Genomic DNA, 24,503 nt, shown 5'->3' with positions numbered 1-24,503 from the left:
ACTGCGGTCTGTTATCACCATTCCGCGTCCCGTTCCAGTACGACGGAAGGGGGGGATGCGAGGGGGACCGATTTATGTCCCGAGCAGTGAGAGGAAACGGTGGGCATGGCCGAGGTCGGCCCGCATGTTGGCCGCCCGCGCCGCCGCCTCTTCGTCCGGCCCCCATTTCTCGATCTGGAAATCGTCGTCGATCCGGCTCGCCGCCCAGGCTTCCTCGAGCGCGAGTTCCCCTTCCGCCACCGCGAGCGCCAGCACCAGCGAGCCGAGCGTGCCGACCAGCGTGTGCAGCGCCGCCAGTTCCGGATCGCTCTTCGCCGCCAGCACCAGGCCCATGCGGACGACCGTGGTGTCCGCCTGGGCGATCGGCATCAGGCCTTGGGTGACGCGCAGTTCGACATCGAAGCGGCGCCGCAGCCACTCGACCCAAGGGTCCCAGGCCGCGGCTTGGCGGGCGATCAGTTCCTCCGGCTCGGTCGCGCGGTAGGAGACGAGATCGGTCCCGGCCCAGCCGGCCATTTCCGCCACCACCTCGTCGCGGAGATCCGCCACCCGGTCGACCGCCGTATTGGCGAAGCGGGTGAGCATCAGGTTCTCCGCCTTCACGTCCTTCGGCTGGGCGTTCCATTCGGCGGCGATCGCTTCGGCCAGCGCCAGGCTCGGCACCACCAGGGGACGCTTCAGGGGGGTGCGCATGGGCTTGCCATCCAGGGCGACGGTATAGGAGCCCTCGGCCGTCGGCAGGGCCGCGGCCGTCTTCCAGAAACGCTTCATTCGTCGAGATCCGCGAAAATGTCCTTGGCGGCATGTTCGGAAAAGCCGAGCAGGCGGAAACTCTCGGCCATATGGGCGGGCAGCGGCGCCGCCACCTGGAGCCGCCCGCCCGCCGGATGGGCGATGTCGATCGAGCGGGCATGGAGATGCAGCTTGCGGCTGACCCCGCCCGAGAGGAAGGCTTCCGCACCGCCGTATTTGCCGTCGCCCACGATCGGGGTGCCCAGGAAGGCGGCATGGGCACGGAGCTGATGGGTGCGGCCGGTCAGCGGGCGCATGGCCAGGAAGGCGACCTTGCCGCCCGCGTGCTCGGCCACGGCGTAATAGGTGACGGCGCGTTTCGCCTCGTCGTCCTCGCTCCGCTCCAGGACCGCGCGCATCTTCTCCTGGCCCTGGGGACCTTCCTTGGCCAGGGCGAGGTCGATCTTGCCGCGCGCCGGTTTCGGCATCCCGACCACCAGCGCCCAATAGGTCTTGGTCGCGTCGCGCGCCTTGAAGGCCTTGGCCAGGAAGGCCGCCGCCGCCCGGTTGCGCGCCAGCACGAGGACGCCGGACGTATCCTTGTCCAGCCGGTGGACCAGGCGCGGACGTTCCTCCGCGCCGAATTTCAAAGCGTCCAACGCCGCATCGAGATGGCCATCGTCGAGCCCGCTGCCGCCCTGCACGGCGAGGCCCGCCGGCTTGTTCAGGACGATCACCTCGGCGTCGCGGTGGATCACGGCCTTTTTCAGGACCTCGGCGATCTCATCCACCTTGCCGGAGGGCGGTTTGGGCGCCTTGGGCGCCGCTGCCGGCGCCTCGCCCAGGGGCGGCACGCGGATTTCGTCGCCCGTGTTGACCCGGTCGGAGGCCTTCACCCGGCCGCCGTTCACCCGGATCTGCCCGGTGCGCAACAACTTCTCGAGTTTTCCGTGGCCGAGGTCGGGGAAGTGGCGCTTGAACCAGCGGTCCAGCCGCATGTCCGCGTCCGCCGCCTCGACCTTGCGCAGGCTGACGCCGCTCATCTCTGTCTCCCGTCCGTCATGGGCGGAACCTAGCCGGGGCGCCCGTCCCTGGCAAGGAAGCGCCTCACGCGCCCATCACATGGCGGCCGAGCATGAGCCCGGCAACCAGGCCGGCCAGCGCCACCACGACCGAGACCGCGACATAGGTGACGGCGACCAGCCCCTCCCCCCGCGCCCACAGGGAATAGGCGTCGAGCGAGAAGGCCGAAAAGGTGGTGAAGCCGCCGAGAATGCCGGTCATCAGGAAGAGGCGCAGCGGGTCGTCGCCCGAGCGCTCGGCCAGCAGGGCGGCGAGCAGGCCCATGACGGCGCTACCGACCAGGTTGACGGCCAGGGTCCCGGCCGGAAAGCCGGCGCCGAACAGGACCTGCGCCAGGCGCGCGGTGCCGAGCCGGAGCATGGAACCGATGGCGCCCCCCAGGGCGACGAAGACATAGGACTGCAACGCCGGAACTCCTCACCGGGGGTGACCGGTTTGACGCTAGCGCGCTTTCCGCGCCGGGAAAACCGCGCGGGCCCCCGATTAGGGTTACCAGTTGTTCATGAATTGCCACCACAATCGGGCGAAAAAGAACAAATGCGGGAGGGGCTCTTGTCCATACAGCGTAAAATCGTGCTCGCTTTGGCCGCCTTCGGGCTGATTCCGGCGGCCGTGCTTTTCGTCATCTACCTCTTGGGCGAGGGCCAGTCGCGCGACGCCCTCTATGGCCGCTTCCACAATCTGGCAGACCAGATGGTCGACGCGGTCGACCGCACGCTCGCCGAACGCTATGGCGATGCCCAGGCCTTCGCGCTCAATACCGCCGCCCAGGACGCCGACAATTGGGGCGTGGCCGACATCGGCAATCCGCTGATCGAGGCGATGAACGGCTATGTCCGGAACTACGGCGTCTACGACCTGATGCTGCTGGTCGATACCGACGGCACGGTGATCGGGGTCAACACCAAGGACGCCACGGGCCAGAAGATCGACACGCTCGGCCTGCTGAACAAGAACTTCGCCGACCGGAGCTGGTTCAAGGCGCTGAGCGAGCGCCGCTTCCTCGAAGGCCGCGACGGCCTGACCGGCACCGTGGTCGAAGGCCCGGGCTTCGTGCCCGAGGTCGCGGCCGTGACCGGCGGCGACGGCTATGTCCTCACCTTCGCGGCATCGGTGATGCCGGCGGGCGGGCGCACCATCGCCTATTGGGTGAATTTCGCCAATCTCGGCTTCGTCGACGCCATGGTCGGCGAATTCCACAAGCATCTGGCCCAGGACGGCATGACCTCGGCCGAATTCACCATCCTCGACGGCAAGGGCACGGTGATCACCGACTATGCGACGGCACCGAACGGCGGCCCCTACGTCCGCGACACCGCCGTGGTCGGCCATCGCAACCTGGTCACCGAGGGCGATGCCGCCGCCCGCCGCGCCGCCGCGGGCGAGAGCGGCGCCGTGCTGGAGGACGCCGCCGCCGGCCCCGCCCGGGTCGTCGGCGTCGCCCGTTCGGAAGGCGCCAACCGTTTTCCCGGGCTCGGCTGGTCGGCGCTGGTCAGGGTCGACGCCGATCAGGTCTTCGCCGGGTTGGACGCGCTCCGCCTCGGCATGATCGTGACCGTCGGCCTTTCGGCCGTCGTCATCCTGGCCGCCGGCTTCTGGATCGGGCGCAGCCTGTCCGCCCCGGTCGACGCCATGGTCGCCGCCATGGGCCGGCTCGCCGCCGGTGACATGGCGGTCACCGTGCCCTCGCTCGACCGGCGCGACGAGATCGGCGCCATGGCGAAGGCGGTCGAAGTCTTCAAGCAGGCGGGGATCGACAACGCCCGCTTGGCCGCGGAGGCGGAACGGGCGCGCCGGGCCGCCGAAGCCGAGCGCGAACAGCGGCGCGAGGCCGACGCCAGGGCCGAGGCCGAACGCCACGCCCGCGAGGAAGCGGCGCGGCGGCAGAGCGAACAGCAACGCCGCCAGGACATGCAGTCGCTGGCCGAAGCCTTCGAGGCCACGGTGCAAGGCGTGGTCGACGCGGTGGCCGGTGCCGCCGCCCGCCTGCAGCGGGACGCGACCGGCATGAGCGCCACCGCCGACGGCAGCCGCGAGCAGGCCGGCATCGTCGCCGATGCCGCCGGCCAGGCGACCACCAATGTCCAGACCGTGGCGACCGCGGCCGAGCAATTGTCCGCCTCGGTGCAGGAGATCGCACGGCGCATCACCCAGTCGGCGGAAATCGCGGCCTCCGCCGTGCGCGAGGCCGAGGCGACCGACCGCACCATGCGGAGCCTCGCCAGTTCGGCCGAGGAAATCGACGAAGTGCTGCGCCTGATCACGGCGATCGCCAATCAGACCAACCTGCTGGCCCTGAACGCGACGATCGAGGCGGCCCGTGCCGGCGACGCCGGCAAGGGCTTCGCGGTCGTGGCTTCCGAAGTGAAGAATCTGGCGACCCAGACCGCCAGGGCGACCGACGAGATCGGCACCAAGATCCGCTCGATCCAGGAGCAGACGGAACAGGCGGTGACGGCGATCGGCGGCATCGGCCGCACCATCGCCTCGATCAACGACATCACCGCCGGCATCGCCGGTGCCGTCGAGCAGCAGGGGGCGGCCACCGCCGAGATCGCCCGCAATGTCGCCGAGGCGGCGGACGGCACCGCCCGCGTCTCGGGCACCATCGTCGAGGTCGAACGGGCGACCGGCGAGACCGGGCAACAAGCCGGCGGCGTGTTGGCCGCGGCCAACGACCTGAGCCGCCAGTCCGCCACGCTCGAACAGGAAGTGCGGCGCTTCATCGCCCGCGTCCGCGCCGCCTGACCCCGCTCAGACCGCGCCGGCTCAGAACAGGGCGCGGAAGCCGGCCGCGGCCGCGATGCCGAGCAGGATCACCGCGGTGAGCGGCAGGCGGAGCGAAGCGCCGACGACGACCAGGCCGGCCAGGGCATCGGCCGGCCCGTGCGTCAGCAGGAGCGGCGCCACGATGGCCGAGAGGATGGCGACCGGCATCGCCTCGAAGGCCCGGCCGAGCCGCCCGGTGGTGGCCAGGCGGGCCGGCAGCACCAGCCCGGCCAGGCGACAGGCGACGGTCGCCGCCGCCATGGCCAGGATCGCCAGCAGGGCGTCCGGACTCACGCTCATGATCCCCTCCCGGGCCCGAAGGCCGCCGCCGCCATGCCGGCCACCGCGCCGGCCATGATCGACCAGGCGCCGGGCAGCAGCAGGTGAACGAGGACGGCAGTGCCGGCACTGGCCGCCAGCGTGACCCCGAAACCCGGCCTGGCGCGGAAGCCCAGGATCAGGAAGACGAAGATCGCCAGGAAGGCGAAATCGAGGCCCAGGCTTTCGGGCTCGCGCAGCAGGCTGCCGGCGACCGCCCCCGCCATGGTGGCCAGAACCCAGGACAGGTAGAAGAAGACCACCATGCCGGCATAGAAGGCGGGCGTCAGCGGCTGTTTCGCTGCCCGCGCCTCGGCGAAAGCCCAGACCTCGTCGACCATGAAGAGCAGCGCCAGCGGGCGCAGCGCTTTGGGAAATCCCCCCAGGTGCCGGACCAGGGACAGGCTCATCAGGGCATGGCGCAGGTTGACCACCAGCGCCGTCAACCCCAGCAGCCACCAGACCGGCGGCGCACCCCAGATGTCGAGCGCCACGAATTGCGACGCCCCGGCGAAGACCAGGGCCGACATCAGCCCGATCTCCGCGACCGTGAGACCCTTGCCCTGCGACAGCGCGCCGAGCAGCAGGGCGAAGGGCACCGCCGCCAGGATGGCCGGCAAGGTGGTGAAGACTCCGGCCCGGAAATCGGCCCAGGCCGTCTGCGGCGATGGCGTCACGCGAAACCCCTGGTGCGAGGACGGGCGCCGACTGTGCCCGCTCCCATGCCCCCGGGTCTTGGACGAAAGTGACGGTCAGGCCCTTGCGCGCCGGTAGAAGCCGGGGGTGACGCCGATGCGGGCCTTGAAGGCGCGATTGAGGTGGCTCTGGTCGCAGAAGCCGCAGGCGAGCGCCGCTTCGGCCGGGGCGGTGCCGGCGGCGAGCAGGGCGCGGGCCGCCTTGACCCGCCGGTCGACCAGCAGGGCATGGGGCGTCAACCCGCATTCCCGGCGGAGCGCCCGGATCAGGCGGCTGCGCGGCAGGCCGGACACCGCGGCCAGGGTGGCGAGGTCGACAGCCTCGGCGAAATGGGCGTCGAGATAGGCGCGGGCGCGGGCCAGCGCCGCCGCTTCCCGCCCCGGGCTGCGGGCCAGCGCCGCCGCCACGCCCGCCCCGTTTTCGGCATGGCGGGCGATCACCTGGGCCATCACGCCCAGCATTTCCTGATCGAGCGCCATTCGGTCCGCCCCCGCCTCCGCCGCGGCATGGAGCCCAGCCAGGCGGGCGGCGAGCGCCGGGTCATGCACCTTGTTCACGGCGAAGCGGGGCGGTGCCGGGGCACGACCCGAAATCTCCCCCGCCACCTCGGCCATCACCGCGGGCGAGGGATAGGTCATGCGGTAGACATAGCCGCCCGGCCCCGGCGCGCCGTCGTGCACCACGCCGGGATCGATCAGCACAAGGTCGCCCGGCGCCGCACTGCCGGCGGCACGGCCGATGTGGAACAGCTCGCGTCCCGCCGTGATCGCGCCGATCACATAGTCGTCGTGGGTGTGGGGAACATAGGCATGGGTGTGGAAACGGGCGACCAGGCATTCGACCGCATCTGCCGCCGGCAGCGTGAAGAAGCGCGCCGCCTCCCCCGCCGCCAGTGGCTGGCCGAAGCGTTCCTCCGTCACCCTTGCTCCTGGCGCTTGCGGCGCAGGTCCGCCCAATGGTCCAGGCGGCGGCGGATCTCGTGTTCGAAGCCCTTGCCCTTGGGCGTGTAAAACTCCTGCCGTGGCATCGCCTCGGGGAAATAGTTCTGGCCGGAGAATTCGTCCGGCGCATTGTGGTCGTAGGCGTAACCGGCCGAATAGCCGAGTTCCTTCATGAGCTTGGTCGGCGCATTCAGGATGTGCTTGGGCGGCATCAGGCTGCCGGTCTCGCGCGCCGCCGCCTTGGCGCCGCTGAAGGCGGTGTAGGCGGCATTCGACTTGGGCGCCGTGGCCAGATAGATCACCGCGTTGGCGATCGCCAGTTCGCCTTCGGGGCTGCCCAGGAAATCGTAGGCGTCCTTGGCCGCATTGGCGACCACCAGGGCCTGGGGATCGGCGATGCCGATATCCTCGACCGCGAAACGGACCAGGCGGCGGGCGATATAGAGCGGTGCCTCGCCCCCGGCAAGCATACGTGCGAACCAATAGAGGGCGGCATCGACATCCGAGCCCCGCATCGACTTGTGCAGGGCCGAGATCAGGTTGTAGTGGCCTTCCTGCGCCTTGTCGTAGAGCGGCGCCCGGCGCTGCACGATCTCGGTCAAGCCCGGGATGTCCAGGGGCTCGTCCCCGGTCAAGGTCAGCAGTTCCTCGGCCAGGTTCAGGAGGTAGCGGCCGTCGCCGTCCGCCATCTCGAGCAGGGCCGCGCGCGCCTCCGCCGTCAGGGGCAGGCTGCGCCCCATCAGCGCCTCCGCCCGTCCGAGCAGGAGTTCGAGGGCATCCGCCTCCAACCGGTTCAGGACCAGGACCTGGGCCCGGGAGAGCAACGCGGCATTCAGCTCGAAGGAGGGATTTTCCGTGGTGGCGCCGACCAGCACCACCGTGCCGTCCTCGACATAAGGGAGGAAGCCGTCCTGCTGCGCCCGGTTGAAGCGGTGGATCTCGTCGACGAAGAGCAGCGTGCGGCGGCCCATCCGGCGCCGCTGGCGCGCGGCCTCGAACACTTTCTTGAGGTCGGCGACGCCCGAGAAGACGGCGGAGACCTGCTCGAAATCATAGCCGGCCGCCGCGGCCAGCAGGCGGGCGATGGTGGTCTTGCCGGTACCCGGCGGCCCCCACAGGATCAGCGAGGACAGGCGATGCGCCTTGATCATGCGGCCGAGCGGCCCGTCCGGCCCGACCAGATGATCCTGGCCCACGACGTCTTCGAGGCGCTGCGGGCGCAGGCGGTCGGCCAGCGGGCGGGCCGCGTCGTCCGCCGGAGCCTGGGCCGGCATCGCCGGCTTCGGCCCCATCCCCGCCGCCTCGAAGAGGTCGCTCACCGTTTCCGCCTCAACGCGGCAGGACGGTGGAGATTTCCCTGCCGCCCCGCTCGATCGAAATGCGCCAGGCGCGCGAGGGCGCCGCGATGACGTCGGCCAGTTCCTTGGTCGAGGTGATCTCCACGTCGTTCAGTTTCAGGATGCGGTCGCCGACCTGGAAGCCGATGCGGTCGGCCGGTGCCCCGCTCGACACTTCTGTGATGATCACGCCGGAATCGCCGTAACTGCGGCCGATCTCCTCCGCCACCGCGGGCGAGAGATTGACCACCGTGGCACCGGCGAAGGGATTGCGCCCCTCGATCAGGCGCTGGTCGCGCGCCGGCTTCTCCGGCGGAGCCTCGAGCGCCGCGGTGAGGGTCAATTCCTGCCCCTTGCGCCAGACACCGAGACCGATGGTGCCGCCGATGTCGTGGGTCGCCAGGCGGAAGGAGAGCGCATCCTCGTCCTGCACCGGATGACCGTCGACCGAGAGGATGACGTCGCCCACCTTGATGCCGGCCCGCGTTGCCGGACCGTCCGGCACCAGGTTGTTGACCAGGACGCCGCGCGGCCGGTCGAGGCCGAGGCCGCCCGCGATGTCCTGGGTCACCGGCTGGCCGCTCGCGCCCAGCCAGGGCCGCACCACGCGTCCGCCGTTCCGGGCCGCCTGGATGACGCTGCGCACCATGGCCGAAGGAATCGCGAAGCCGATGCCGAGGGAACCGCCGTCGCGCGAATAGATCGAGGAATTGACGCCGACCAGCCGGCCCTTGAGGTCGATCAGGGCGCCGCCGGAATTGCCCGGGTTGATCGCCGCGTCGGTCTGGATGAAGAAGCGATAGTCGGAGACGCCGACCTGTGTGCGCGCCACCGCCGAGACGATGCCCTGGGTCACGGTCTGGCCGACGCCGAAGGGATTGCCGATGGCGAGCACGATGTCGCCCACTTCGACGCCGTCCGAGTCGGCCAGGGTCAGGGTCGGCAGCTGCTCCTTGCCGGGATCGATCTTCAGGATGGCGAGATCGGTCCGGGGGTCGGCGATCTGTACCTTGGCCTCGAACTCGCGGGCGTCGGAGAGCGCCACGGTGATCTCGTCCGCCCCTTCGATGACGTGATTATTGGTCACGATGGTGCCGTCGGCGCCGACGATGACACCGGAGCCGAGCGAGGATTCGACCCTTTCGCGCGGGATGCCGCGGCCCTGGTCGCCGAAGAAGCGGCGGAACAGCGGATCGTCCATCAGGGGATTGCGCACGGTCACCGTCTTCCGGGTGAAGACATTCACCACGGCCGGCGTCGCCTGCTTCACCACCGGCGCGAAACTGAGCTGCACCTGCTCCTGAGAGGACGGAACCGTCCGGATCTCTTCGGCATGGAGGCCGTGGGTCAGGGCCAGGCTGGCCAGGCAGGCGGCCGCGGCCGCGTTCAGCAATCTCTTCAACGGATCTTCCCCTGAACGAATGGAGCCCGGAGACGAAAAAGGGCAGCCCCGAGGGCTGCCCTGATTCCTAGCACCGACGCCGCCCGAGGGCAGCAGCGGAGATTACTCCCCGAAGATTACTCTTCGTCGCCGGCGACTTCCTGCACCGGGCCCGAATCCAGGCCCTTGGCGGTGACGTCGCGGTCCACGAGTTCGATCACGGCGAGAGCCGCGGCATCGCCACGCCGGAAGCCGGCCTTGAGCACGCGGGTATAGCCACCGGCGCGATTGGCGTAACGCGGGCCGACCACGTCGAACAGCTTGCCGACCACCGCCTCGTCATAGAGCTTCGAGAGCGCCTGACGGCGGGCGTGCAGGCCGCCCTGCTTGCCGAGGGTGATCAGCTTTTCCACGTAGGGCCGCAGCGCCTTGGCGCGGGGCAGCGTGGTGGTGATCTGTTCGTGCTTCAGCAACGACGCCGCCATGTTGGCGAACACGGCGCGGCGCTGCGAACTGTCCATGCCGAGCTTCACTCGGGCAACGCGATGACGCATGGGACCTCTCCCGTTCCTATCTCAAATGAGGGGGCTGCTGCCCTGCCTCAGAAATTGTTCTCTTCGAGGCGCTTCGCGAGCTCCTCGATGTTCTCCGGCGGCCAGTCCGGCACTTCCATGCCGAGGTGCAGGCCCATCTGCGCCAGAACTTCCTTGATCTCATTCAGCGACTTGCGGCCGAAGTTCGGGGTGCGGAGCATTTCCGCCTCGGACTTCTGGATCAGGTCGCCGATGTAGACGATGTTGTCGTTCTTCAAGCAATTGGCCGAACGGACCGAGAGTTCCAGCTCGTCGACCTTGCGCAGCAGATTGCGGTTGAACTTCGGCTCCAGCGGCATCGCCTCGCGCACTTCCTGGCGCGGCTCCTCGAAGGAGATGAAGCGCTGCAGCTGGTCCTGCAGGATGCGGGCGGCGATGGCGACGGCCCGGTCGGGTTCGATCGCACCATTGGTCTCGACCTGCATGATGAGCTTGTCGAGTTCGAGGTTCTGGCCCTCGCGGGTGTTCTCGACGCGATAGGCGACCTTGCGCACCGGGGAATAGAGGCTGTCGACCGGGATCAGGCCGATCGGCGCATCTTCCGGACGGTTGCGGTCGGCCGGGACATAGCCCTTGCCGTTCTGCACCGTGAATTCCATGTGAATCTTGGCGCCGTCGTCCAGCGTGCACAGCACGAGGTCGGGGTTCAGCACCTCGATGTCGCTCGGCACGGTGATCTGGCCGGCGGTCACTTCGCCCGGGCCCTGGGCCTTCAGGGTCATGCGGCGCGAGCCTTCGACATGCATACGAAGGGCGATCTGCTTGATGTTCAGGATGATGTCGGTGACATCCTCGCGGACGCCGGGGATCGAGGAGAATTCATGCAGCACGCCGTCGATCTTCACCGCCGTCACCGCCGCCCCCTGCAGCGAGGACAGCAGGACGCGACGCAGCGCATTGCCCAGCGTCAGGCCGAAGCCACGCTCCAGCGGCTGCGCGACCACGGTCGCAAAGCGGCGCGGGTCGTCCCCGGCCACGACTTCGATATCGGCCTTCTTGAGGTTCTTCCAGTTGTCCTGAATCACGACTTCGACCTCATCCTTGTCACCTGCGGTGCGGGCCCAATGCATCCGGATCATCCGCACCCAGGGAAATTGGGGAGCCCCTGGCCATCCCGACCGCGCAATAAGCCGCGGCACCATTGCCGGCGGAGGGTTGCCCCGCCGGCCTCAAATCATCAGACGCGGCGGCGCTTCGGCGGGCGGCAGCCGTTGTGCGGGATCGGCGTCACGTCGCGGATCGAGGTGATCTGGAAGCCGACCGCCTGCAGGGCGCGCAGCGCCGATTCGCGGCCCGAACCCGGACCCGTCACCTCGACCTCGAGGACACGCACGCCGTGTTCCTGGGCCTTGCGGCCGGCGTCTTCGGCAGCGACCTGAGCGGCGTAAGGGGTCGACTTGCGGCTGCCCTTGAAGCCCATGGTGCCGGCCGAGGACCAGGAAATGGCATTGCCCTGGGCATCGGTGATGGTGATCATCGTGTTGTTGAAGCTGGCGTTCACATGCGCCACGCCCGAGGTGATATTCTTGCGCTCGCGGCGCTTCACCCGTGCCTTTTCAACGGCCATCTCGTCTCTACCTTCCAAAGGACGCGTAACGCGCCCGCTGTTCCATGAGGGACGGGCGCGGACGCGCGCCCTTCACCCCGAATTACTTCTTCTTGCCGGCGATCGGCTTCGCCGGGCCCTTGCGGGTCCGCGCATTGGTATGGGTGCGCTGGCCGCGCACCGGCAGGCCGCGACGGTGCCGCAGGCCGCGATAGCAGCCGAGGTCCATCAGGCGCTTGATGTTCATCGCGACTTCGCGGCGCAGATCGCCTTCGACGATATAGTCGCGGTCGATCACTTCGCGGATCGACGACACCTCGGCTTCGGAGAGCTGGCTCACCCGCTTGCCGTCGGCGATGCCGACCTTGGCCACGATCTCTTTGGCCTTCAGGGGGCCGATGCCGTGAATATAGGTCAACGCGATCTCGACCCGCTTGTTGGTCGGGATGTTGACGCCTGCGATACGAGCCACCGCTAACCTCTTCGTGACATTCTGTGCATCGGTCACCCGATGCGTTGAAACAAAAGCCGGAACGCCGCCCCGAACCCACCACACATCGGCGTCGCGCAAGCAACAAGCGCGCCGCAGAGCAGGCCCTGCCGACGAGAAGGGCGGATTATATGAGTCGGCAGGACCATGTCAATCATGGAGCGTGGATTACGCCCCGAATCCGAGGACAACCTCGATCTGGCCCGTCACCTCGTCGATCGGCGCCATGCCGTCGACTTGGCCGAGCACGCCCTTGGCCTTGTAATAGGGTAGCAGGGGCGCGGTCTGGGCGTGGAAGGCGACCAGCCGGCTGCGCACGGTTTCCGCATTGTCGTCGGCCCGCCGCTTGAATTCGGTCGAACCGCAGATGTCGCAGACGCCCGGCACCTTGGGCTGCTGGAACTTGTCGTGATAGCCTGCGTTGCATTTGGCGCAGGTGTAGCGGCCCGAAACGCGCTCCACCAGGATGTCGTCGTCGACCTTCATGTCGATCACATGGTCGAGCTTCATGCCCCGCTCGGCCAGCATCTTGTCCAGCGCCTCGGCCTGGGCGACCGTGCGCGGGAAACCGTCCAGGATGAAGCCGCTCTTGCAGTCGTCCTGGGCGATACGGTCGGCGATGATGCCGACCACGATCTCGTCGGAGACAAGCTGGCCGGCCTCCATCACCGCCTTGGCCCGCTTGCCCACTTCGGTGCCGGCGGCCACGGCGGCGCGCAGCATGTCACCCGTCGAGAGCTGCACCAGGCCATGGGCCCGCTCCAGCCGTTGCGCCTGCGTACCCTTGCCCGCGCCCGGCGGTCCCAGAAGAATGAGATTCATTTCCCCCTGCCCTTCAATTTCGACTTGCGGATCAGGCCCTCGTACTGGTGCGCCAGAAGGTGGCTCTGGATCTGGGCGACGGTGTCCATGGTGACACTCACCACGATCAGCAGCGAGGTGCCGCCGAAGTAGAACGGCACCGAATATTGGGTGATGAGAATCTCCGGCAGGATGCAGACGGCCGCCAGATACGCGGCCCCCACCACCGTCAGCCGCGTCAGAATATGGTCCAGGTGGTCGGCCGTGCGCTTGCCCGGCTTGATCCCCGGAATGAAACCACCGTACTTCCGCAGGTTCTCCGACGTTTCCTGCGGATTGAAGACGATCGCCGTGTAGAAGAAGCTGAAGAAGACGATGCCAGCTATATAAAACGCCATATAGAGCGGCTGGCCATGCGCCAAAAGTCGGGTGACCGTCTGCAGCCACTCCGGCCCGCCCGAACCCGCGAAATTGGCCACGGTGATCGGCAGCAGTAACAACGACGAGGCGAAGATCGGGGGAATCACGCCGGCCGTGTTGAGCTTCAGCGGCATGTGCGAGCTCTCGCCGCCGAACACCTTGTTGCCGACCTGGCGCTTGGGATACTGCACCAGGATCCGGCGCTGGGCCCGCTCGAAGAAGACGATGAAGGCGACGACGGCCACGATCAGCACCAGGATCATGATGATCACGAAGGCCGAGATAGCGCCGGTGCGGCCGAGTTCGAGGGTACGACCGAGCGCATTCGGCAGCGCCGCCACGATACCCGAGAAAATGATCAGCGAAATGCCGTTGCCGACACCGCGCGAGGTGATCTGCTCGCCCAGCCACATCAGGAAGACGGTGCCGCCGGTCAGCGTGATCATCGCCTCGATGCGGAAGCCGAGGCCGGGATCGATCACCGCCCCGCGCCCGTTGGCGCTCATGCTCTCGAGCCCGACCGAAATGCCGTAGGCCTGGACCAGGGCGAGGAAAACCGTGCCGTAGCGGGTGTATTGATTGAGCTTCTTGCGGCCGGCCTCGCCTTCCTTTTTCAGGGTTTCCATCGAGGGCGAGACCGAAGTCAGCAGCTGCACGATGATCGAGGCCGTGATGTAGGGCATGATGTTCAGCGCGAAGATGGTCATGCGGCTGAGCGCACCACCCGCGAAGACGTCGAACATGCCGAGGATGCCGCCCTGGTTCTGGGCGAAGATCGCGGCCAATGCCGCGGGGTCGACGCCCGGAATCGGGATGTAGGTCCCGAGGCGGTAGACGATCAGGGCGCCCAGGGTGAACCAGATCCGGCGCTTCAGTTCGGTGGCTTTGGAGAACGAGCTCCAGGACAGGTTCGCTGCGAGCTGTTCGGCGGCGGATGCCATCGCAGTTCTCCTCGGGGATCGCCGGCGGCACGCGACGCGGCCGGCCCCGACATCGGGGTGACGTTACGTGTTCACAACAGGCGAAAACCCACGCGCCGGGGATCGCCTCACCCTATATGGGGGCGATCCCGGCGCGCGGGAGAGATTCGTCAGCCGCGGGCCGCTTCGCGCGCTTCGCGCTTGGCGATCTGGGCCTTGCGGCGTTCGGTCTTCTTGCCTTCCTTGCGCGGCACTTCGCGCTTCGGAATGATCACGACCTTGCCCCCCAGCGCCTCGACCGCGGCGACGGCGGTCTCGGAAGCCGCGTCGACCTCGATGGTCAGCGCGACTTCGAGCTTGCCGTCGGCCAGCAGGCGGACGGGCATCCCGCGACGAAGGCCCAGCACACCGGTCTCCTCCAGCGCCGCCGCATTCACGGTGGCGCCGGCGGCGATGCGGCCGGCCTCGACGGCGGCCTGGATCTTGCCCAGGTTGACCGGCAGATATTCCGTGCGGAACAGGTTCTTGAACCCGCCCTTCGGCAGCCGGCGATGGATCGGCATCTGGCCGCCTTCGAAGCCCTTGATGGCCACGCCGGAGCGCGCCTTCTGGCCCTTCACGCCCTTGCCGGAGGTCTTGCCCTTGCCCGAGCCGATGCCACGGCCGACGCGCATGCGCGCCGGGCGGGAGCCGGGATTGTCGGCGATCTCAGTCAGTTTCATATCGACATCCTCACGCTTCGCGTGGTTTCGGACGGCCTCACTCGGCCGGCTCGACCTTCACGAGGTGCTTGACCTTTTCGATCATGCCGCGGGTCGAGGGAGTATCCTCGACGACCGAGACACGGTGGAGCTTGTTCAGGCCCAGACCCACCAGGTGGGCCTCCTGGACCTTGGGGCGCCGGGCCGGGCTCTTCACCTGGGTCAGCTTGACTTTGCTCATCGTCCGTTACTCCGCCTGAGCCGCTTCGCCGCCCTCGGCTTCACCACCGCGACGGTTCTGGCCGACCAGGTCGGCCACGCGCTTGCCGCGCTTGGCCGCCACGGAACGAGGCGACAGGCTGTTCTGCAGGGCGTCGAACGTCGCGCGCACCATGTTGTGCGGGTTCGAGGAACCCAGCGACTTGGTGACGACGTCATGGACGCCCAGGGTCTCGAATACCGCGCGCATCGGGCCGCCGGCGATGATGCCGGTGCCCGGAGGGGCGGCGCGCAGCACCACGCGACCGGCGCCATGACGGCCCTCGATGTCGTGATGCAGGGTGCGGCCTTCGCGGAGGTGCACGCGGATCATCTTGCGCTTGGCGGCTTCCGTCGCCTTGCGGATCGCTTCCGGAACCTCGCGGGCCTTGCCGTGGCCGAAGCCGACCCGGCCCTTGCGGTCACCGACGACCACCAGGGCCGCGAAACCGAAACGCCGACCGCCCTTCACCACTTTGGCGACGCGGTTGATGTGCACCAGCTTGTCGACCAGTTCGTCCTGCTGGCGCTCGCCGTCGTGTTGACGTGCCATGTCCTATGTCCTTTCCAGCAGGCTCAGAACTCGAGGCCGCCCTCGCGGGCACCCTCGGCCAGCGCCTTGACGCGACCATGATAGAGATAGCCGCCACGGTCGAAGACCACGGCCTCGATCCCCGCTTCCTTGGCGCGCTTGGCGACCAGCAGGCCGACGGCCTTGGCGGCATCGACGTCCGCACCGGTCTTGAGCGAGCCCTTCAGCTCCTTGTCGATCGTCGACGCTGCGGCGACCGTCCGGCCGGCCACGTCGTCGATGATCTGGGCGTAGATATGCTGCGAAGAGCGGAACACGCTGAGGCGCGGCCGACCATTCGCCAGTTTGCGCAGGCGGATGCGGGTCCGTTCCTTGCGGCGGGAGAAGGTGTCCTTGATCGCCATGGCCATTACTTCTTCTTGCCTTCCTTACGGAAGATCGTCTCGGTCGAGTATTTGATGCCCTTGCCCTTGTAGGGCTCCGGCCGGCGCCAGTCGCGGATTTCCGCGGCGAACTGACCGACCTTCTGGGCGTCGATACCGGAGATGGCGATCAGGGTGGGCTTCTCGCACTTGACGTCGATGCCTTCCGGGATCGGCATCACGACGTCATGCGAATAGCCGAGGTTGAGCTGCAGGTTCCTGCCCTGGACCGCGGCGCGGTAACCCACGCCGTTGATCTCGAGGTCGGTCCGGAAGCCCTGGGTGACGCCCTTGATCATGTTGTTGACCAGGGTGCGCGACATGCCCCAACGCTCGCGGGCACGCTTCTCCGCGGAACGCGGGGTCAGCGCCACGGCGTTGTTCTCGAGCTTCACCTCGATGTCGTCGACGACGACGATCGAGAGCTGGCCCTTGGCGCCCTTCACCGCGACGGTCTGGCCGTCGACGGTGACGGTCACGCCCGCCGGAACCTGAACCGGTTTCTTGCCGATACGCGACATGTTCTCTCCTCCTGGATCAGAACACGCGGCACAGCACTTCGCCGCCAACATTGGCAGCGCGTGCGGCGGCGTCGGACATCCCACCGCGCGGCGTCGACAGGATCTGGATGCCGAGCCCGTTGCGGAAGCTCGGAAGATCCTTGATCGACGAATAGACGCGGCGACCGGGACGGGAAACGCGGTCGATCGACTGGATGACCGGAAGCCCCTCGTGGTATTTCAGTTCGATTTCGATTTCAGCGGAGCCGTTCTCGGTGACGGCCTGGGTGTAACCGCGGATATAACCCTCGGTGACCAGGACGTCGAGAACGCGCGCACGCAGTTTCGACGCGGGGGAACGCACAGTCGCCTTGGCGGCGGCCTGGCCGTTACGGATGCGCGTCAGCATATCGCCGAGCGGATCGCTCAGTGCCATCGCGGTTCTCCTTACCAGCTCGACTTGACCATGCCGGGGATCTGGCCCGAGGAGGCCAGGTCACGCAGCGCGATACGGGAAAGCTTCAGCTTGCGATAGTTGCCGCGCGAACGGCCCGACACTTCGCAACGCAGCCGCACACGGTTCTTCGCACCGTTACGCGGCATTTCAGCCAGTTTCAGGGTGGCCGCGAAACGCTCTTCGTCAGAGACCTTCTGATCCATGACGACGGCCTTCAGCCGAGCACGCTTCACCGCGTGCTGAGCCGCCAGCTTGGCGCGGCGCTTGTTCTTCTCGATGGCACTCGTCTTAGCCATGTGCCTGACCTCAATTGTGGAACGGCAGATCGAAGGCCTGGAGGAGCGCCTTGGCTTCCTCGTCCTTCGTCGCCGTCGTGCAGATGACGATGTCCATACCGCGGACGGTGTCGACCTTGTCGTAGTTGATTTCCGGGAAAATGATCTGCTCCTTCAGGCCCATGGCGTAGTTGCCACGGCCGTCGAAGCTCTTCCCGTTCAAACCACGGAAGTCGCGAACGCGCGGCAGCGCGATCGTCACCAGACGGTCCAGGAATTCATACATGCGGTCGGCCCGCAGCGTGACCTTCACGCCGACAGGCGCGCCTTCACGCAGCTTGAAACCGGCGATGGCCTTGGTCGACTTGGTGATCACCGGCTTCTGGCCGGCGATGGCGGTCATGTTCTCGACCGCGCCCTGAATCTTCTTGCCATCGGTCGCGGCTTCGCCGACGCCCATGTTGATCACGATCTTCTCGAGACGCGGAACCTGCATCGGGTTCTTGTACCCGAACTGCTCCTGCATCTTCTGACGGATCACGTCCTTGTACTGCCGCTTCAGGCGCGGCTCGATCCGGGTCTCAGACATCGATCACATCTCCCGAACGCTTGGCCACGCGGACCTTGCGGCCATCCTCCAGGGTGCGGAAACCAATGCGCGTCGGCTTGCCGTCGCGCGGGTCCTCGATCCCGAGATTGGACACATGGATCGGCGCTTCCTTCTCGACGATGCCGCCGGGGTTGGTCTGCGTCTGCTTGGTATGGCGCTTCACGACATTGACGCCCGAGACGACGGCGCGCGCTTCGGCCGGGAAGACACGCACGACTTCGCCGCGCTTGCCCTTGTCCTTGCCGGTCAGCACGACGACCTTGTCGCCCTTGCGGATGCGGAGCTTCTGATGATCGGGGTTCGCTGCGGCCATCACAGCACCTCCGGTGCGAGCGAGATGATCTTCATGTGGTTGCGGGCACGCAGCTCACGCACGACCGGCCCGAAGATACGAGTGCCGATCGGCTCGTTCTGCTTGTTGATCAGAACGGCTGCATTATGGTCGAAACGGATGGCCGTGCCGTCGGCGCGACGCACTTCCTTGGCCGTGCGCACGACGACGGCGCGATGAACGTCGCCCTTCTTCACGCGGCCACGGGGAATCGCTTCCTTGACGGAAACGACGATGATGTCACCGACGCTGGCATAACGACGTCCCGCGCCGCCCAGCACCTTGATGCACATCACCCGACGCGCGCCTGAATTATCGGCCACGTCCAGGTTCGTCTGCATCTGGATCATGTCTCGCTACTCCTCGAATCCCGCGCGGCTTACGCCTGGACCACGGGCTTGCCGTCCGCACCGACCGCGCCGATGACCTCCCAGGTCTTCAGCTTGGAAATCGGGCGACATTCCTGGATATTCACGACGTCGCCGACCTTGTACTGGTTGGTCTCGTCGTGGGCGTGGTACTTCTTCGACCGGCGCACCACCTTTTTCAGAACCGGATGCAGCACGCGGCGCTCGACCTTGACGACAACGGTCTTGTCGGTCTTGTCACTCACCACGACGCCCTGCAACACTCGCTTCGGCATCTTGCTTCTCCCAAAGACGCGTCCCTCGGCATCAGGCCGAGGCAGCCGCCTTTTCCTTCAGTACCGTCAGGATCTGTGCGATTTCGGTACGCACGGCGCCCTGACGCGCGGTGTTCTCGAGCTGGCCGGTCGCCTTCTGGAAGCGCAGGTTGAACTGCTCCTTCTTCAGCACGGCCAAGCGGTCGTTCAATTCGTCCGCGGTCTTGAGCCGCAGATCACTAGCCTTGACGGACGCCATGATCAAGCTCCTTCACCGAGGCGCGACACGAACTTCGTCGCGATCGGCAGTTTTGCCGCACCACGGGCGAAGGCTTCCTTCGCCAGCTCGGCCGGCACGCCGTCCATTTCGAACATGATGCGGCCGGGCTTCACCCGCACCACCCACAGTTCGGGCGAGCCCTTGCCCTTACCCATGCGCACTTCGGTCGGCTTCTTCGAGACCGGCACGTCCGGGAAGACGCGGATCCAGACGCGGCCGACGCGCTTGATGTGGCGGGTGATCGCGCGGCGGGCCGCCTCGATCTGACGCGCCGTCACGCGCTCGGGTTCGAGAGCCTTCAGACCGAAGGCGCCGAAGGCCAGCGTGGTACCGCCCTTGGCATTGCCATGGATGCGGCCCTTGAAGGCCTTGCGGAACTTTGTACGTTTCGGTTGCAACATGGCGAATTACTCCGCGTCGGGCTCGGCGGGCGCCGCCGGGCCACGGCCGCGATCGCCACGGCGATCGCGACGATCGCCCCGGTGCTCACGCGGCTCGCGCTCGGGGCGCGCCTGATTGGCTTGCTCGGCCAGGCGCTTGTCCTGGGCCATCGGGTCGTGCGCCAGGATCTCGCCCTTGAACACCCACACCTTCACGCCACAGGTCCCCATGGCGGTATGCGCGGTGCCGCGGCCGAAGTCGATGTCCGCACGCAGGGTATGCAGGGGCACGCGGCCCTCGCGGTACCATTCGATACGGGCGATTTCGGCGCCGCCCAGACGGCCGCCGCAGTTGATGCGGATGCCGCCGGCGCCGAGACGCATGGCCGACTGCACGCTGCGCTTCATGGCGCGGCGGAAGGCGACGCGGCGTTCGAGCTGCTGGGCGATCGATTCGGCGATCAGCTTGGCGTCGATCTCGGGTTTGCGGATCTCGACGATGTTCAGGCTGACTTCCGACTTGGTCATCTTGGCCAGTTCGCCGCGCAGCTTCTCGATGTCCGCACCCTTCTTGCCGATGACCACACCCGGACGGGCCGTGTGGATGGTCACGCGGCACTTCTTGGCCGGACGCTCGATCACCACCCGGGCGATGCCGGCCGAGGCCAGCTTCTTTTCCAGGAAGGCGCGGATGCGCAGGTCTTCATGAAGGAGACCGGCGAAGTCCTTCTTGTTGGCGAACCAACGCGAATCCCAGGTGCGGTTGATACCCAGGCGCAGGCCGATCGGATTGACTTTCTGACCCATGGCCTTACTCCTCGACCGCTTCGGCGCGTTCGCGCACGACGACGGTGATGTTCGAGAATTCCTTGACGATACCGGCGGCGCGGCCGCGGGCACGGGCATGGAAGCGGCGCATGGCGAGCGACCGGCCGACCGTGGCCTGCGCCACGACCAAGCTGTCGACGTCCAGCTGATGGTTGTTCTCGGCGTTGGCGATCGCGCTCTCGAGCACCTTCTTCACATCGCGAGCGATGTGCTTCTTCGAGAAGGCCAGCTCGGCCAGCGCGGTCGAGACCGCCTTGCCGCGGATCTGCTCCGCCACAAGGTTCAGCTTGCGGGTCGAGGAACGCAGGTTGCTCCCGATCGCCAGCGCCTCGTTGTCGCCCACGCGGCGGGAATTCTTCGGCTTCGACATCGCCTTACTTCCTCTTCGCCTTCTTGTCGGCGGCGTGGCCATAGAAGGTCCGCGTCGGCGCGAATTCGCCGAGCTTGTGACCGACCATTTCCTCGTTCACCAGCACGGGCACGAACTTGTGACCGTTGTGCACGCCGAACGTCAGCCCCAGGAACTGGGGCAGAATGGTCGAGCGGCGCGACCAGGTCTTGATGACTTCCTTGCGGCCCGAGGTACGAGTGTTCTCTGCCTTCTTCAGCAGATAACCGTCGACGAACGGACCTTTCCAAACTGAGCGAGTCACGGCGGTCTCCGTTACTTCTTGGCGTGACGCGAGCGAAGGATGAAGGCATCGGACCGCTTGTTGTTGCGAGTCTTGTTGCCCTTCGTGCCCTTGCCCCACGGCGTCACGGGGTGACGACCACCGGAAGTCCGGCCTTCGCCACCACCATGCGGGTGATCGATCGGGTTCATGGCGACACCGCGAACCGACGGGCGAATGCCCATCCAGCGCGCGCGACCGGCCTTGCCGATCTTGGTGTTCTGGTTGTCCGGGTTGGAGACGGCACCGACCGTGGCGAGGCATTCGCCCCGGATCAAGCGCTGTTCACCCGACGACAGACGGAGCGCCACATAGGCGCCGTCGCGGCCGACGATCTGGGCGTAGGTGCCGGCAGACCGCGCGATCGCGCCGCCCTTGCCGATCTTCATCTCCACATTGTGGACGATGGTGCCGATCGGCAGGTTCTTCAGGGGGGCGGCATTGCCCGGCTTCACGTCGACCCGGTCGCCCGAGATCACGGCGTCGCCGACAGCCAGGCGCTGCGGCGCCAGGATGTAGCTCAGCTCGCCGTCCTCGTAGCGGATCAGCGCGATGAAGGCGGTGCGGTTCGGATCATATTCGATCCGCTGCACGGTCGCCGGCACATCGAACTTGCGCCGCTTGAAGTCGACCAGGCGATAGGCCTTCTTGTGGCCGCCGCCCAGGCGCCGCATGGTGATGCGGCCGTGCACGTTACGCCCGGCATTGGACTTCAGGCCTTCGGTCAGGGTCTTGACCGGCTTGCCCTTGTAGAGGTCCGAGCGGTCGATCAGCACCGTGCCGCGAAGCGACGGGGTGATCGGACGGAAAGTCTTCAACGCCATGGCTTAGATCCCGGTCGTCACGTCGATCGACTGGCCTTCGGCCAGGGTCACGACGGCTTTCTTGACATCCGACCGCTTGCCGAGGCGACCACGGAAACGCTTGGTCTTGCCTTCGGTGCGGATCGTGTTGACGGCGGTCACCTTGACCTGGAACAGCTTCTCGACCGCAGCCTTGATTTCGGGCTTGGTCGCGGTCAGCGGCACCTTGAAGATGACCTGGTTGTGCTCCGACGCGGCGGTCGACTTTTCAGTGATCACCGGCGACAGGATGACGTCGTAATGCGCAAGCTCGCTCATTTCAGGCGCGCCTCCAGGCTCTCGACGGCGGCCTTGGTCAGCACCAGCTTCTCACGACGCAGGATGTCGTAGACATTGGCGCCGACGGTCGGCAGGACGTCGACATGCGGAATGTTGCGGGCCGCGCGGGCGAAGCCCTCGTTCAGCTCGGTGTCGACCACCAGGACCGAATTCCAGCCCAGCGTGTCGAACTTGGCCTTCAGCATCGAGGTCTTGCCGGCCTCGAAGGCGGCATTGTCCAGGACGACGAGCTGGCCGGCCTTGGCCTTGGCCGAGAGGGCGTTGCGCAGCGCGAGCTTGCGCACCTTCTTCGGCAGGTCGAAGGCGTGGGAACGCACGACCGGGCCCATGGTCTTCGCACCGCCACGGAAGTTGCCGACCTTCTTCGAGCCGTGACGGGCATGGCCCGTGCCCTTCTGGCGGTACATCTTCTTGGTGGTCGCGGAGATCTCGCTGACCGTCTTGATGCGATGCGTGCCAGCCTGGCGCTTGGCCAGCTGCCACAGCACCATGCGGTGCAGGATGTCGGCGCGCGGCTCGAGGCCGAACACTTCGTCCGCGAGGTCGATCGAACCGGCGACGGTGGCGTCGAGGGTAGTGATATCGGCCTTCATCTTCAGCCCTCCTGAGACGCGGCGGCAGCCGGCGCCTTCACCTTGCCCGGCAGGGGCAGGTCGGCCTGCTTCACCTTGACGGCGTCGCGGACCAGCACATAGGAGCCGGTGGCACCCGGGACGGCACCCTTGACCAGGATCAGGCCGCGAGGCTCGTCGACCTTCGCCACTTCCAGATTCTGGATCGTGACGCGCTCGGAGCCGAGATGGCCGGCCATCTTCTTGCCCTTGAACACCTTGCCCGGGTCCTGGCGCTGACCGGTCGAACCGTGGCTACGGTGCGAGACCGAGACGCCGTGGGTCGCGCGGAGACCGCCGAAGTTCCAGCGCTTCATGACGCCCTGGAAGCCCTTGCCCTTGGTCTCGCCGGTCACGTCGATCTTCTGGCCGGGCACGAAGTGCTCGACCGAAAGCTCGTCGCCGACGTTCAGCAGGGCGTCTTCCGACACGCGGAATTCGACCAGCTTCATCTTCGGCTCAACACCGGCCTTGGCATAGTGGCCCCGCATCGGCTTCGAGACATTCTTCACCTTGGCCTTGCCCGAACCGAGCTGGACCGCGGTGTAGCCGTCGGTCTCGACGGTGCGGGTGGCGACCACCTGCAGATTGTCGATCTGCAGCACGGTCACCGGGACATGGGCGCCGTCGGCCCCGAAGAGCCGCGTCATCCCGATTTTCTTGGCGATCACACCGGAACGCATGGCATCACCCTCAGAGCTTGATCTCGACGTCGACGCCAGCGGCGAGGTCGAGCTTCATCAGCGCGTCCACGGTCTGGGGAGTCGGGTCGACGATGTCGAGGAGACGCTTGTGAGTCCGAATCTCGAACTGCTCGCGGCTCTTCTTGTCGATGTGCGGCGAACGCAGCACCGTGAATTTTTCAATCTTGGTCGGCAGCGGGATCGGTCCCCGAACCCGCGCGCCGGTCCGCTTCGCCGTATTGACGATCTCGCTGGTCGACTGATCGAGCACGCGATGATCGAACGCCTTGAGGCGGATGCGGATATTCTGGCTGTCCATCTTCAGAATCCTCGATGCACGCGGCGCTTACTTCTCGATCGAGGCGACGACGCCGGCACCGACGGTGCGGCCGCCTTCGCGGATCGCGAAACGCAGACCATCGTCCATGGCGATCGGAGCGATCAGCTCGACCGACATCGCGACATTGTCACCCGGCATCACCATTTCCACGCCTTCCGGCAGGGTAACCACGCCGGTCACGTCCGTCGTGCGGAAGTAGAACTGCGGGCGATAGTTGGTGAAGAACGGGGTGTGACGGCCGCCTTCTTCCTTCGTCAGGATGTAGGCTTCGGCCTTGAACTTCGTGTGCGGGGTGATCGAGCCCGGCTTGGCCAGAACCTGGCCACGCTCCACGTCGTCACGACCGACACCGCGCAGCAGCGCGCCGATGTTGTCGCCAGCCTCGCCCTGGTCGAGCAGCTTGCGGAACATCTCGACGCCGGTCACGGTCGTCTTCTTCGTCGGCTTCAGGCCGACGATCTCGATTTCCTCGCCGACCTTCACGATGCCGCGCTCGACGCGGCCGGTCACCACGGTGCCACGGCCCGAGATCGAGAACACGTCTTCGATCGGCATCAGGAACGGACGGTCCTTCGGACGCTCCGGCTGCGGGATATAGGCGTCGACCTCGGCCATCAGCTTCAGGATCGCGTCATGGCCCAGCTCCGGGTTGGTGCCGTTCAGCGCGCAGAGCGCCGAGCCCTTCACCACCGGAATGTCGTCGCCAGGGAAGTCGTAGGACGACAGCAGCTCGCGAACCTCGAGTTCGACCAGCTCCAGCAGTTCCGGATCGTCGACCATGTCGCACTTGTTCAGGAACACCACCAGCGACGGCACGCCGACCTGACGCGCCA

The 24,503-nt window shown here is 66.9% G+C and carries 36 protein-coding genes and 1 pseudogene; 1 reads left to right on the top strand and 36 read right to left on the bottom strand.

The features are described from left to right. Positions 1 to 72: 72 nt before the first annotated feature. From WC493_RS09250 to crcB, 3 genes are all read right to left on the bottom strand, one after another. Positions 73 to 771 carry an ATP12 family chaperone protein gene (locus tag WC493_RS09250; protein WP_373064822.1) on the bottom strand — a complete coding sequence of 233 codons (699 nt, stop codon included), beginning with the start codon at positions 769 to 771 and terminating at the stop codon, positions 73 to 75. Further along, positions 768 to 1,775 (bottom strand): RluA family pseudouridine synthase, encoded by a 1,008-nt coding sequence (locus WC493_RS09245; RefSeq protein WP_373064820.1) that lies wholly within the window; start codon positions 1,773 to 1,775, stop codon positions 768 to 770. The genes WC493_RS09250 and WC493_RS09245 overlap by 4 nt, the downstream gene beginning before the upstream one ends. Before the next feature lie 64 nt (positions 1,776 to 1,839). Continuing rightward, positions 1,840 to 2,220 carry a fluoride efflux transporter CrcB gene (crcB, locus tag WC493_RS09240; RefSeq protein WP_373064818.1) on the bottom strand — a complete coding sequence of 127 codons (381 nt, stop codon included), beginning with the start codon at positions 2,218 to 2,220 and terminating at the stop codon, positions 1,840 to 1,842. Between the two features lie 147 nt (positions 2,221 to 2,367). Between crcB and WC493_RS09235 the strand changes: the two genes are divergently transcribed. Next, the gene (locus WC493_RS09235; RefSeq protein ID WP_373064816.1) at positions 2,368 to 4,563 is read left to right on the top strand and encodes a methyl-accepting chemotaxis protein; all 2,196 of its coding nucleotides are present in this window, start codon (positions 2,368 to 2,370) and stop codon (positions 4,561 to 4,563) included. A 21-nt stretch (positions 4,564 to 4,584) separates the two neighbouring features. Here the strand turns inward: WC493_RS09235 and WC493_RS09230 are convergent, their stop codons facing one another. The 33 genes and pseudogenes from WC493_RS09230 to WC493_RS09070 all read right to left on the bottom strand — a co-directional run. Beyond that, entirely contained in the window at positions 4,585 to 4,884 is a 300-nt protein-coding gene (locus tag WC493_RS09230; RefSeq protein ID WP_373064814.1) for an AzlD domain-containing protein, read from the bottom strand. Beyond that, positions 4,881 to 5,579, bottom strand: coding sequence for an AzlC family ABC transporter permease (locus WC493_RS09225; protein WP_373064812.1), 699 nt, complete (start codon positions 5,577 to 5,579; stop codon positions 4,881 to 4,883). The genes WC493_RS09230 and WC493_RS09225 overlap by 4 nt, the downstream gene beginning before the upstream one ends. Positions 5,580 to 5,654: 75 nt before the next feature. Then, positions 5,655 to 6,518: an AraC family transcriptional regulator gene (locus WC493_RS09220; protein ID WP_373064810.1), complete on the bottom strand. Its 864-nt coding sequence runs from the start codon at positions 6,516 to 6,518 to the stop codon at positions 5,655 to 5,657. Continuing rightward, positions 6,515 to 7,831, bottom strand: coding sequence for a replication-associated recombination protein A (locus WC493_RS09215; RefSeq protein ID WP_373064869.1), 1,317 nt, complete (start codon positions 7,829 to 7,831; stop codon positions 6,515 to 6,517). Before WC493_RS09215 ends, WC493_RS09220 begins: the two co-directional genes overlap by 4 nt. A gap of 37 nt (positions 7,832 to 7,868) precedes the next feature. Then, positions 7,869 to 9,278 (bottom strand): DegQ family serine endoprotease, encoded by a 1,410-nt coding sequence (locus WC493_RS09210; protein WP_373064808.1) that lies wholly within the window; start codon positions 9,276 to 9,278, stop codon positions 7,869 to 7,871. A gap of 116 nt (positions 9,279 to 9,394) precedes the next feature. Further along, a complete protein-coding gene (rplQ, locus tag WC493_RS09205) occupies positions 9,395 to 9,811 on the bottom strand; it encodes a 50S ribosomal protein L17 (RefSeq protein ID WP_373064806.1) in 417 nt (138 codons plus the stop codon). A 47-nt stretch (positions 9,812 to 9,858) separates the two neighbouring features. Next, positions 9,859 to 10,875 (bottom strand): DNA-directed RNA polymerase subunit alpha, encoded by a 1,017-nt coding sequence (locus WC493_RS09200; RefSeq protein WP_373064866.1) that lies wholly within the window; start codon positions 10,873 to 10,875, stop codon positions 9,859 to 9,861. Positions 10,876 to 11,027: 152 nt separating this feature from the next. After that, positions 11,028 to 11,417: a 30S ribosomal protein S11 gene (gene rpsK, locus WC493_RS09195; protein ID WP_236108097.1), complete on the bottom strand. Its 390-nt coding sequence runs from the start codon at positions 11,415 to 11,417 to the stop codon at positions 11,028 to 11,030. An 82-nt stretch (positions 11,418 to 11,499) separates the two neighbouring features. Then, positions 11,500 to 11,868 (bottom strand): 30S ribosomal protein S13, encoded by a 369-nt coding sequence (gene rpsM, locus WC493_RS09190; protein WP_373064803.1) that lies wholly within the window; start codon positions 11,866 to 11,868, stop codon positions 11,500 to 11,502. 186 nt (positions 11,869 to 12,054) lie between these two features. Next, a complete protein-coding gene (locus WC493_RS09185) occupies positions 12,055 to 12,708 on the bottom strand; it encodes an adenylate kinase (RefSeq protein ID WP_373064801.1) in 654 nt (217 codons plus the stop codon). After that, positions 12,705 to 14,048 carry a preprotein translocase subunit SecY gene (secY, locus tag WC493_RS09180; RefSeq protein ID WP_373064799.1) on the bottom strand — a complete coding sequence of 448 codons (1,344 nt, stop codon included), beginning with the start codon at positions 14,046 to 14,048 and terminating at the stop codon, positions 12,705 to 12,707. Before secY ends, WC493_RS09185 begins: the two co-directional genes overlap by 4 nt. A gap of 254 nt (positions 14,049 to 14,302) precedes the next feature. Then, a pseudogene (gene rplO, locus WC493_RS09175) lies at positions 14,303 to 14,749 on the bottom strand (50S ribosomal protein L15); the annotation flags it as partial. A 37-nt stretch (positions 14,750 to 14,786) separates the two neighbouring features. Then, complete coding sequence (gene rpmD / locus WC493_RS09170; protein ID WP_373064797.1) at positions 14,787 to 14,969, bottom strand: 50S ribosomal protein L30; 183 nt, start codon at positions 14,967 to 14,969, stop codon at positions 14,787 to 14,789. Between the two features lie 6 nt (positions 14,970 to 14,975). Continuing rightward, the gene (gene rpsE / locus WC493_RS09165; protein WP_373064795.1) at positions 14,976 to 15,539 is read right to left on the bottom strand and encodes a 30S ribosomal protein S5; all 564 of its coding nucleotides are present in this window, start codon (positions 15,537 to 15,539) and stop codon (positions 14,976 to 14,978) included. Between the two features lie 23 nt (positions 15,540 to 15,562). Then, on the bottom strand, positions 15,563 to 15,922 hold the full coding sequence (gene rplR / locus WC493_RS09160) for a 50S ribosomal protein L18 (protein ID WP_373064793.1): 360 nt from the start codon (positions 15,920 to 15,922) through the stop codon (positions 15,563 to 15,565). 5 nt (positions 15,923 to 15,927) lie between these two features. After that, positions 15,928 to 16,461, bottom strand: coding sequence for a 50S ribosomal protein L6 (rplF, locus tag WC493_RS09155; protein WP_373064791.1), 534 nt, complete (start codon positions 16,459 to 16,461; stop codon positions 15,928 to 15,930). 16 nt (positions 16,462 to 16,477) lie between these two features. Then, positions 16,478 to 16,876 carry a 30S ribosomal protein S8 gene (gene rpsH, locus WC493_RS09150; protein ID WP_373064789.1) on the bottom strand — a complete coding sequence of 133 codons (399 nt, stop codon included), beginning with the start codon at positions 16,874 to 16,876 and terminating at the stop codon, positions 16,478 to 16,480. Positions 16,877 to 16,887: 11 nt separating this feature from the next. After that, positions 16,888 to 17,193 (bottom strand): 30S ribosomal protein S14, encoded by a 306-nt coding sequence (gene rpsN, locus WC493_RS09145; protein WP_373064787.1) that lies wholly within the window; start codon positions 17,191 to 17,193, stop codon positions 16,888 to 16,890. 10 nt (positions 17,194 to 17,203) lie between these two features. Next, on the bottom strand, positions 17,204 to 17,761 hold the full coding sequence (rplE, locus tag WC493_RS09140; RefSeq protein ID WP_373064784.1) for a 50S ribosomal protein L5: 558 nt from the start codon (positions 17,759 to 17,761) through the stop codon (positions 17,204 to 17,206). Next, positions 17,754 to 18,095: a 50S ribosomal protein L24 gene (gene rplX, locus WC493_RS09135; RefSeq protein ID WP_373064782.1), complete on the bottom strand. Its 342-nt coding sequence runs from the start codon at positions 18,093 to 18,095 to the stop codon at positions 17,754 to 17,756. The genes rplE and rplX overlap by 8 nt, the downstream gene beginning before the upstream one ends. Then, complete coding sequence (gene rplN / locus WC493_RS09130; RefSeq protein WP_109907574.1) at positions 18,095 to 18,463, bottom strand: 50S ribosomal protein L14; 369 nt, start codon at positions 18,461 to 18,463, stop codon at positions 18,095 to 18,097. Before rplN ends, rplX begins: the two co-directional genes overlap by 1 nt. Positions 18,464 to 18,492: 29 nt before the next feature. After that, on the bottom strand, positions 18,493 to 18,756 hold the full coding sequence (gene rpsQ, locus WC493_RS09125) for a 30S ribosomal protein S17 (RefSeq protein ID WP_373064779.1): 264 nt from the start codon (positions 18,754 to 18,756) through the stop codon (positions 18,493 to 18,495). Positions 18,757 to 18,787: 31 nt separating this feature from the next. Further along, positions 18,788 to 18,994 (bottom strand): 50S ribosomal protein L29, encoded by a 207-nt coding sequence (gene rpmC, locus WC493_RS09120; RefSeq protein ID WP_373064777.1) that lies wholly within the window; start codon positions 18,992 to 18,994, stop codon positions 18,788 to 18,790. A 2-nt stretch (positions 18,995 to 18,996) separates the two neighbouring features. Then, complete coding sequence (rplP, locus tag WC493_RS09115; RefSeq protein ID WP_373064775.1) at positions 18,997 to 19,416, bottom strand: 50S ribosomal protein L16; 420 nt, start codon at positions 19,414 to 19,416, stop codon at positions 18,997 to 18,999. Positions 19,417 to 19,422: 6 nt separating this feature from the next. Then, positions 19,423 to 20,202 carry a 30S ribosomal protein S3 gene (rpsC, locus tag WC493_RS09110; RefSeq protein ID WP_373064773.1) on the bottom strand — a complete coding sequence of 260 codons (780 nt, stop codon included), beginning with the start codon at positions 20,200 to 20,202 and terminating at the stop codon, positions 19,423 to 19,425. A gap of 4 nt (positions 20,203 to 20,206) precedes the next feature. After that, positions 20,207 to 20,593 (bottom strand): 50S ribosomal protein L22, encoded by a 387-nt coding sequence (rplV, locus tag WC493_RS09105; protein ID WP_373064771.1) that lies wholly within the window; start codon positions 20,591 to 20,593, stop codon positions 20,207 to 20,209. A gap of 4 nt (positions 20,594 to 20,597) precedes the next feature. Then, positions 20,598 to 20,876, bottom strand: a complete 279-nt coding sequence (gene rpsS / locus WC493_RS09100; protein ID WP_373064769.1) for a 30S ribosomal protein S19 — start codon at positions 20,874 to 20,876, stop codon at positions 20,598 to 20,600. Positions 20,877 to 20,887: 11 nt separating this feature from the next. Beyond that, complete coding sequence (gene rplB, locus WC493_RS09095; RefSeq protein WP_373064767.1) at positions 20,888 to 21,718, bottom strand: 50S ribosomal protein L2; 831 nt, start codon at positions 21,716 to 21,718, stop codon at positions 20,888 to 20,890. Between the two features lie 3 nt (positions 21,719 to 21,721). Further along, complete coding sequence (locus WC493_RS09090) at positions 21,722 to 22,015, bottom strand: 50S ribosomal protein L23 (RefSeq protein ID WP_373064765.1); 294 nt, start codon at positions 22,013 to 22,015, stop codon at positions 21,722 to 21,724. Then, entirely contained in the window at positions 22,012 to 22,629 is a 618-nt protein-coding gene (gene rplD / locus WC493_RS09085) for a 50S ribosomal protein L4 (RefSeq protein ID WP_373064763.1), read from the bottom strand. Before rplD ends, WC493_RS09090 begins: the two co-directional genes overlap by 4 nt. A gap of 2 nt (positions 22,630 to 22,631) precedes the next feature. Next, complete coding sequence (gene rplC, locus WC493_RS09080) at positions 22,632 to 23,330, bottom strand: 50S ribosomal protein L3 (RefSeq protein WP_373064761.1); 699 nt, start codon at positions 23,328 to 23,330, stop codon at positions 22,632 to 22,634. A 10-nt stretch (positions 23,331 to 23,340) separates the two neighbouring features. After that, a complete protein-coding gene (gene rpsJ, locus WC493_RS09075; protein ID WP_109907585.1) occupies positions 23,341 to 23,649 on the bottom strand; it encodes a 30S ribosomal protein S10 in 309 nt (102 codons plus the stop codon). A 27-nt stretch (positions 23,650 to 23,676) separates the two neighbouring features. Next, on the bottom strand, positions 23,677 to 24,503 hold an 827-nt coding region (locus WC493_RS09070; protein WP_373064758.1), incomplete at its 5' end, for an elongation factor Tu.

Origin of the sequence: Zavarzinia sp. (assembly GCF_041650655.1) — a bacterium.
Lineage (GTDB): Bacteria > Pseudomonadota > Alphaproteobacteria > Zavarziniales > Zavarziniaceae > Zavarzinia.
This window is presented reverse-complemented; position numbering and strand designations above follow the sequence as displayed.

What these genes read in the sequence shown, in the direction of transcription:
- WC493_RS09215 (WP_373064869.1), bottom strand. Translation starts at nt 7,831, where the DNA reads ATGGGGCCGAAGCCGGCGATGCCGGCCCAGGCTCCGGCGGACGACGCG.
- rplP (WP_373064775.1), bottom strand. Translation starts at nt 19,416, where the DNA reads ATGTTGCAACCGAAACGTACAAAGTTCCGCAAGGCCTTCAAGGGCCGC.
- rplX (WP_373064782.1), bottom strand. Translation starts at nt 18,095, where the DNA reads ATGGCCGCAGCGAACCCCGATCATCAGAAGCTCCGCATCCGCAAGGGC.
- rplE (WP_373064784.1), bottom strand. Translation starts at nt 17,761, where the DNA reads ATGTCTGAGACCCGGATCGAGCCGCGCCTGAAGCGGCAGTACAAGGAC.
- rplD (WP_373064763.1), bottom strand. Translation starts at nt 22,629, where the DNA reads ATGAAGGCCGATATCACTACCCTCGACGCCACCGTCGCCGGTTCGATC.
- rpsK (WP_236108097.1), bottom strand. Translation starts at nt 11,417, where the DNA reads ATGGCCGTTGAAAAGGCACGGGTGAAGCGCCGCGAGCGCAAGAATATC.
- rplN (WP_109907574.1), bottom strand. Translation starts at nt 18,463, where the DNA reads ATGATCCAGATGCAGACGAACCTGGACGTGGCCGATAATTCAGGCGCG.
- WC493_RS09230 (WP_373064814.1), bottom strand. Translation starts at nt 4,884, where the DNA reads ATGAGCGTGAGTCCGGACGCCCTGCTGGCGATCCTGGCCATGGCGGCG.
- rplR (WP_373064793.1), bottom strand. Translation starts at nt 15,922, where the DNA reads ATGGCGATCAAGGACACCTTCTCCCGCCGCAAGGAACGGACCCGCATC.
- WC493_RS09185 (WP_373064801.1), bottom strand. Translation starts at nt 12,708, where the DNA reads ATGAATCTCATTCTTCTGGGACCGCCGGGCGCGGGCAAGGGTACGCAG.
- rplB (WP_373064767.1), bottom strand. Translation starts at nt 21,718, where the DNA reads ATGGCGTTGAAGACTTTCCGTCCGATCACCCCGTCGCTTCGCGGCACG.
- rplV (WP_373064771.1), bottom strand. Translation starts at nt 20,593, where the DNA reads ATGTCGAAGCCGAAGAATTCCCGCCGCGTGGGCGACAACGAGGCGCTG.
- rpsE (WP_373064795.1), bottom strand. Translation starts at nt 15,539, where the DNA reads ATGGCACGTCAACACGACGGCGAGCGCCAGCAGGACGAACTGGTCGAC.
- rpsJ (WP_109907585.1), bottom strand. Translation starts at nt 23,649, where the DNA reads ATGGACAGCCAGAATATCCGCATCCGCCTCAAGGCGTTCGATCATCGC.
- WC493_RS09090 (WP_373064765.1), bottom strand. Translation starts at nt 22,015, where the DNA reads ATGAGCGAGCTTGCGCATTACGACGTCATCCTGTCGCCGGTGATCACT.
- rpsC (WP_373064773.1), bottom strand. Translation starts at nt 20,202, where the DNA reads ATGGGTCAGAAAGTCAATCCGATCGGCCTGCGCCTGGGTATCAACCGC.
- rpsH (WP_373064789.1), bottom strand. Translation starts at nt 16,876, where the DNA reads ATGGCACTGAGCGATCCGCTCGGCGATATGCTGACGCGCATCCGTAAC.
- rplQ (WP_373064806.1), bottom strand. Translation starts at nt 9,811, where the DNA reads ATGCGTCATCGCGTTGCCCGAGTGAAGCTCGGCATGGACAGTTCGCAG.
- secY (WP_373064799.1), bottom strand. Translation starts at nt 14,048, where the DNA reads ATGGCATCCGCCGCCGAACAGCTCGCAGCGAACCTGTCCTGGAGCTCG.
- rpmC (WP_373064777.1), bottom strand. Translation starts at nt 18,994, where the DNA reads ATGGCGTCCGTCAAGGCTAGTGATCTGCGGCTCAAGACCGCGGACGAA.
- WC493_RS09250 (WP_373064822.1), bottom strand. Translation starts at nt 771, where the DNA reads ATGAAGCGTTTCTGGAAGACGGCCGCGGCCCTGCCGACGGCCGAGGGC.
- rplC (WP_373064761.1), bottom strand. Translation starts at nt 23,330, where the DNA reads ATGCGTTCCGGTGTGATCGCCAAGAAAATCGGGATGACGCGGCTCTTC.
- rpsQ (WP_373064779.1), bottom strand. Translation starts at nt 18,756, where the DNA reads ATGCCGAAGCGAGTGTTGCAGGGCGTCGTGGTGAGTGACAAGACCGAC.
- rplF (WP_373064791.1), bottom strand. Translation starts at nt 16,461, where the DNA reads ATGTCGCGTATCGGCAAGAAACCGGTTCAGGTTCCGGCGGGCGTGACC.
- rpsN (WP_373064787.1), bottom strand. Translation starts at nt 17,193, where the DNA reads ATGGCTAAGACGAGTGCCATCGAGAAGAACAAGCGCCGCGCCAAGCTG.
- WC493_RS09245 (WP_373064820.1), bottom strand. Translation starts at nt 1,775, where the DNA reads ATGAGCGGCGTCAGCCTGCGCAAGGTCGAGGCGGCGGACGCGGACATG.
- rpmD (WP_373064797.1), bottom strand. Translation starts at nt 14,969, where the DNA reads ATGAGCAAAGTCAAGCTGACCCAGGTGAAGAGCCCGGCCCGGCGCCCC.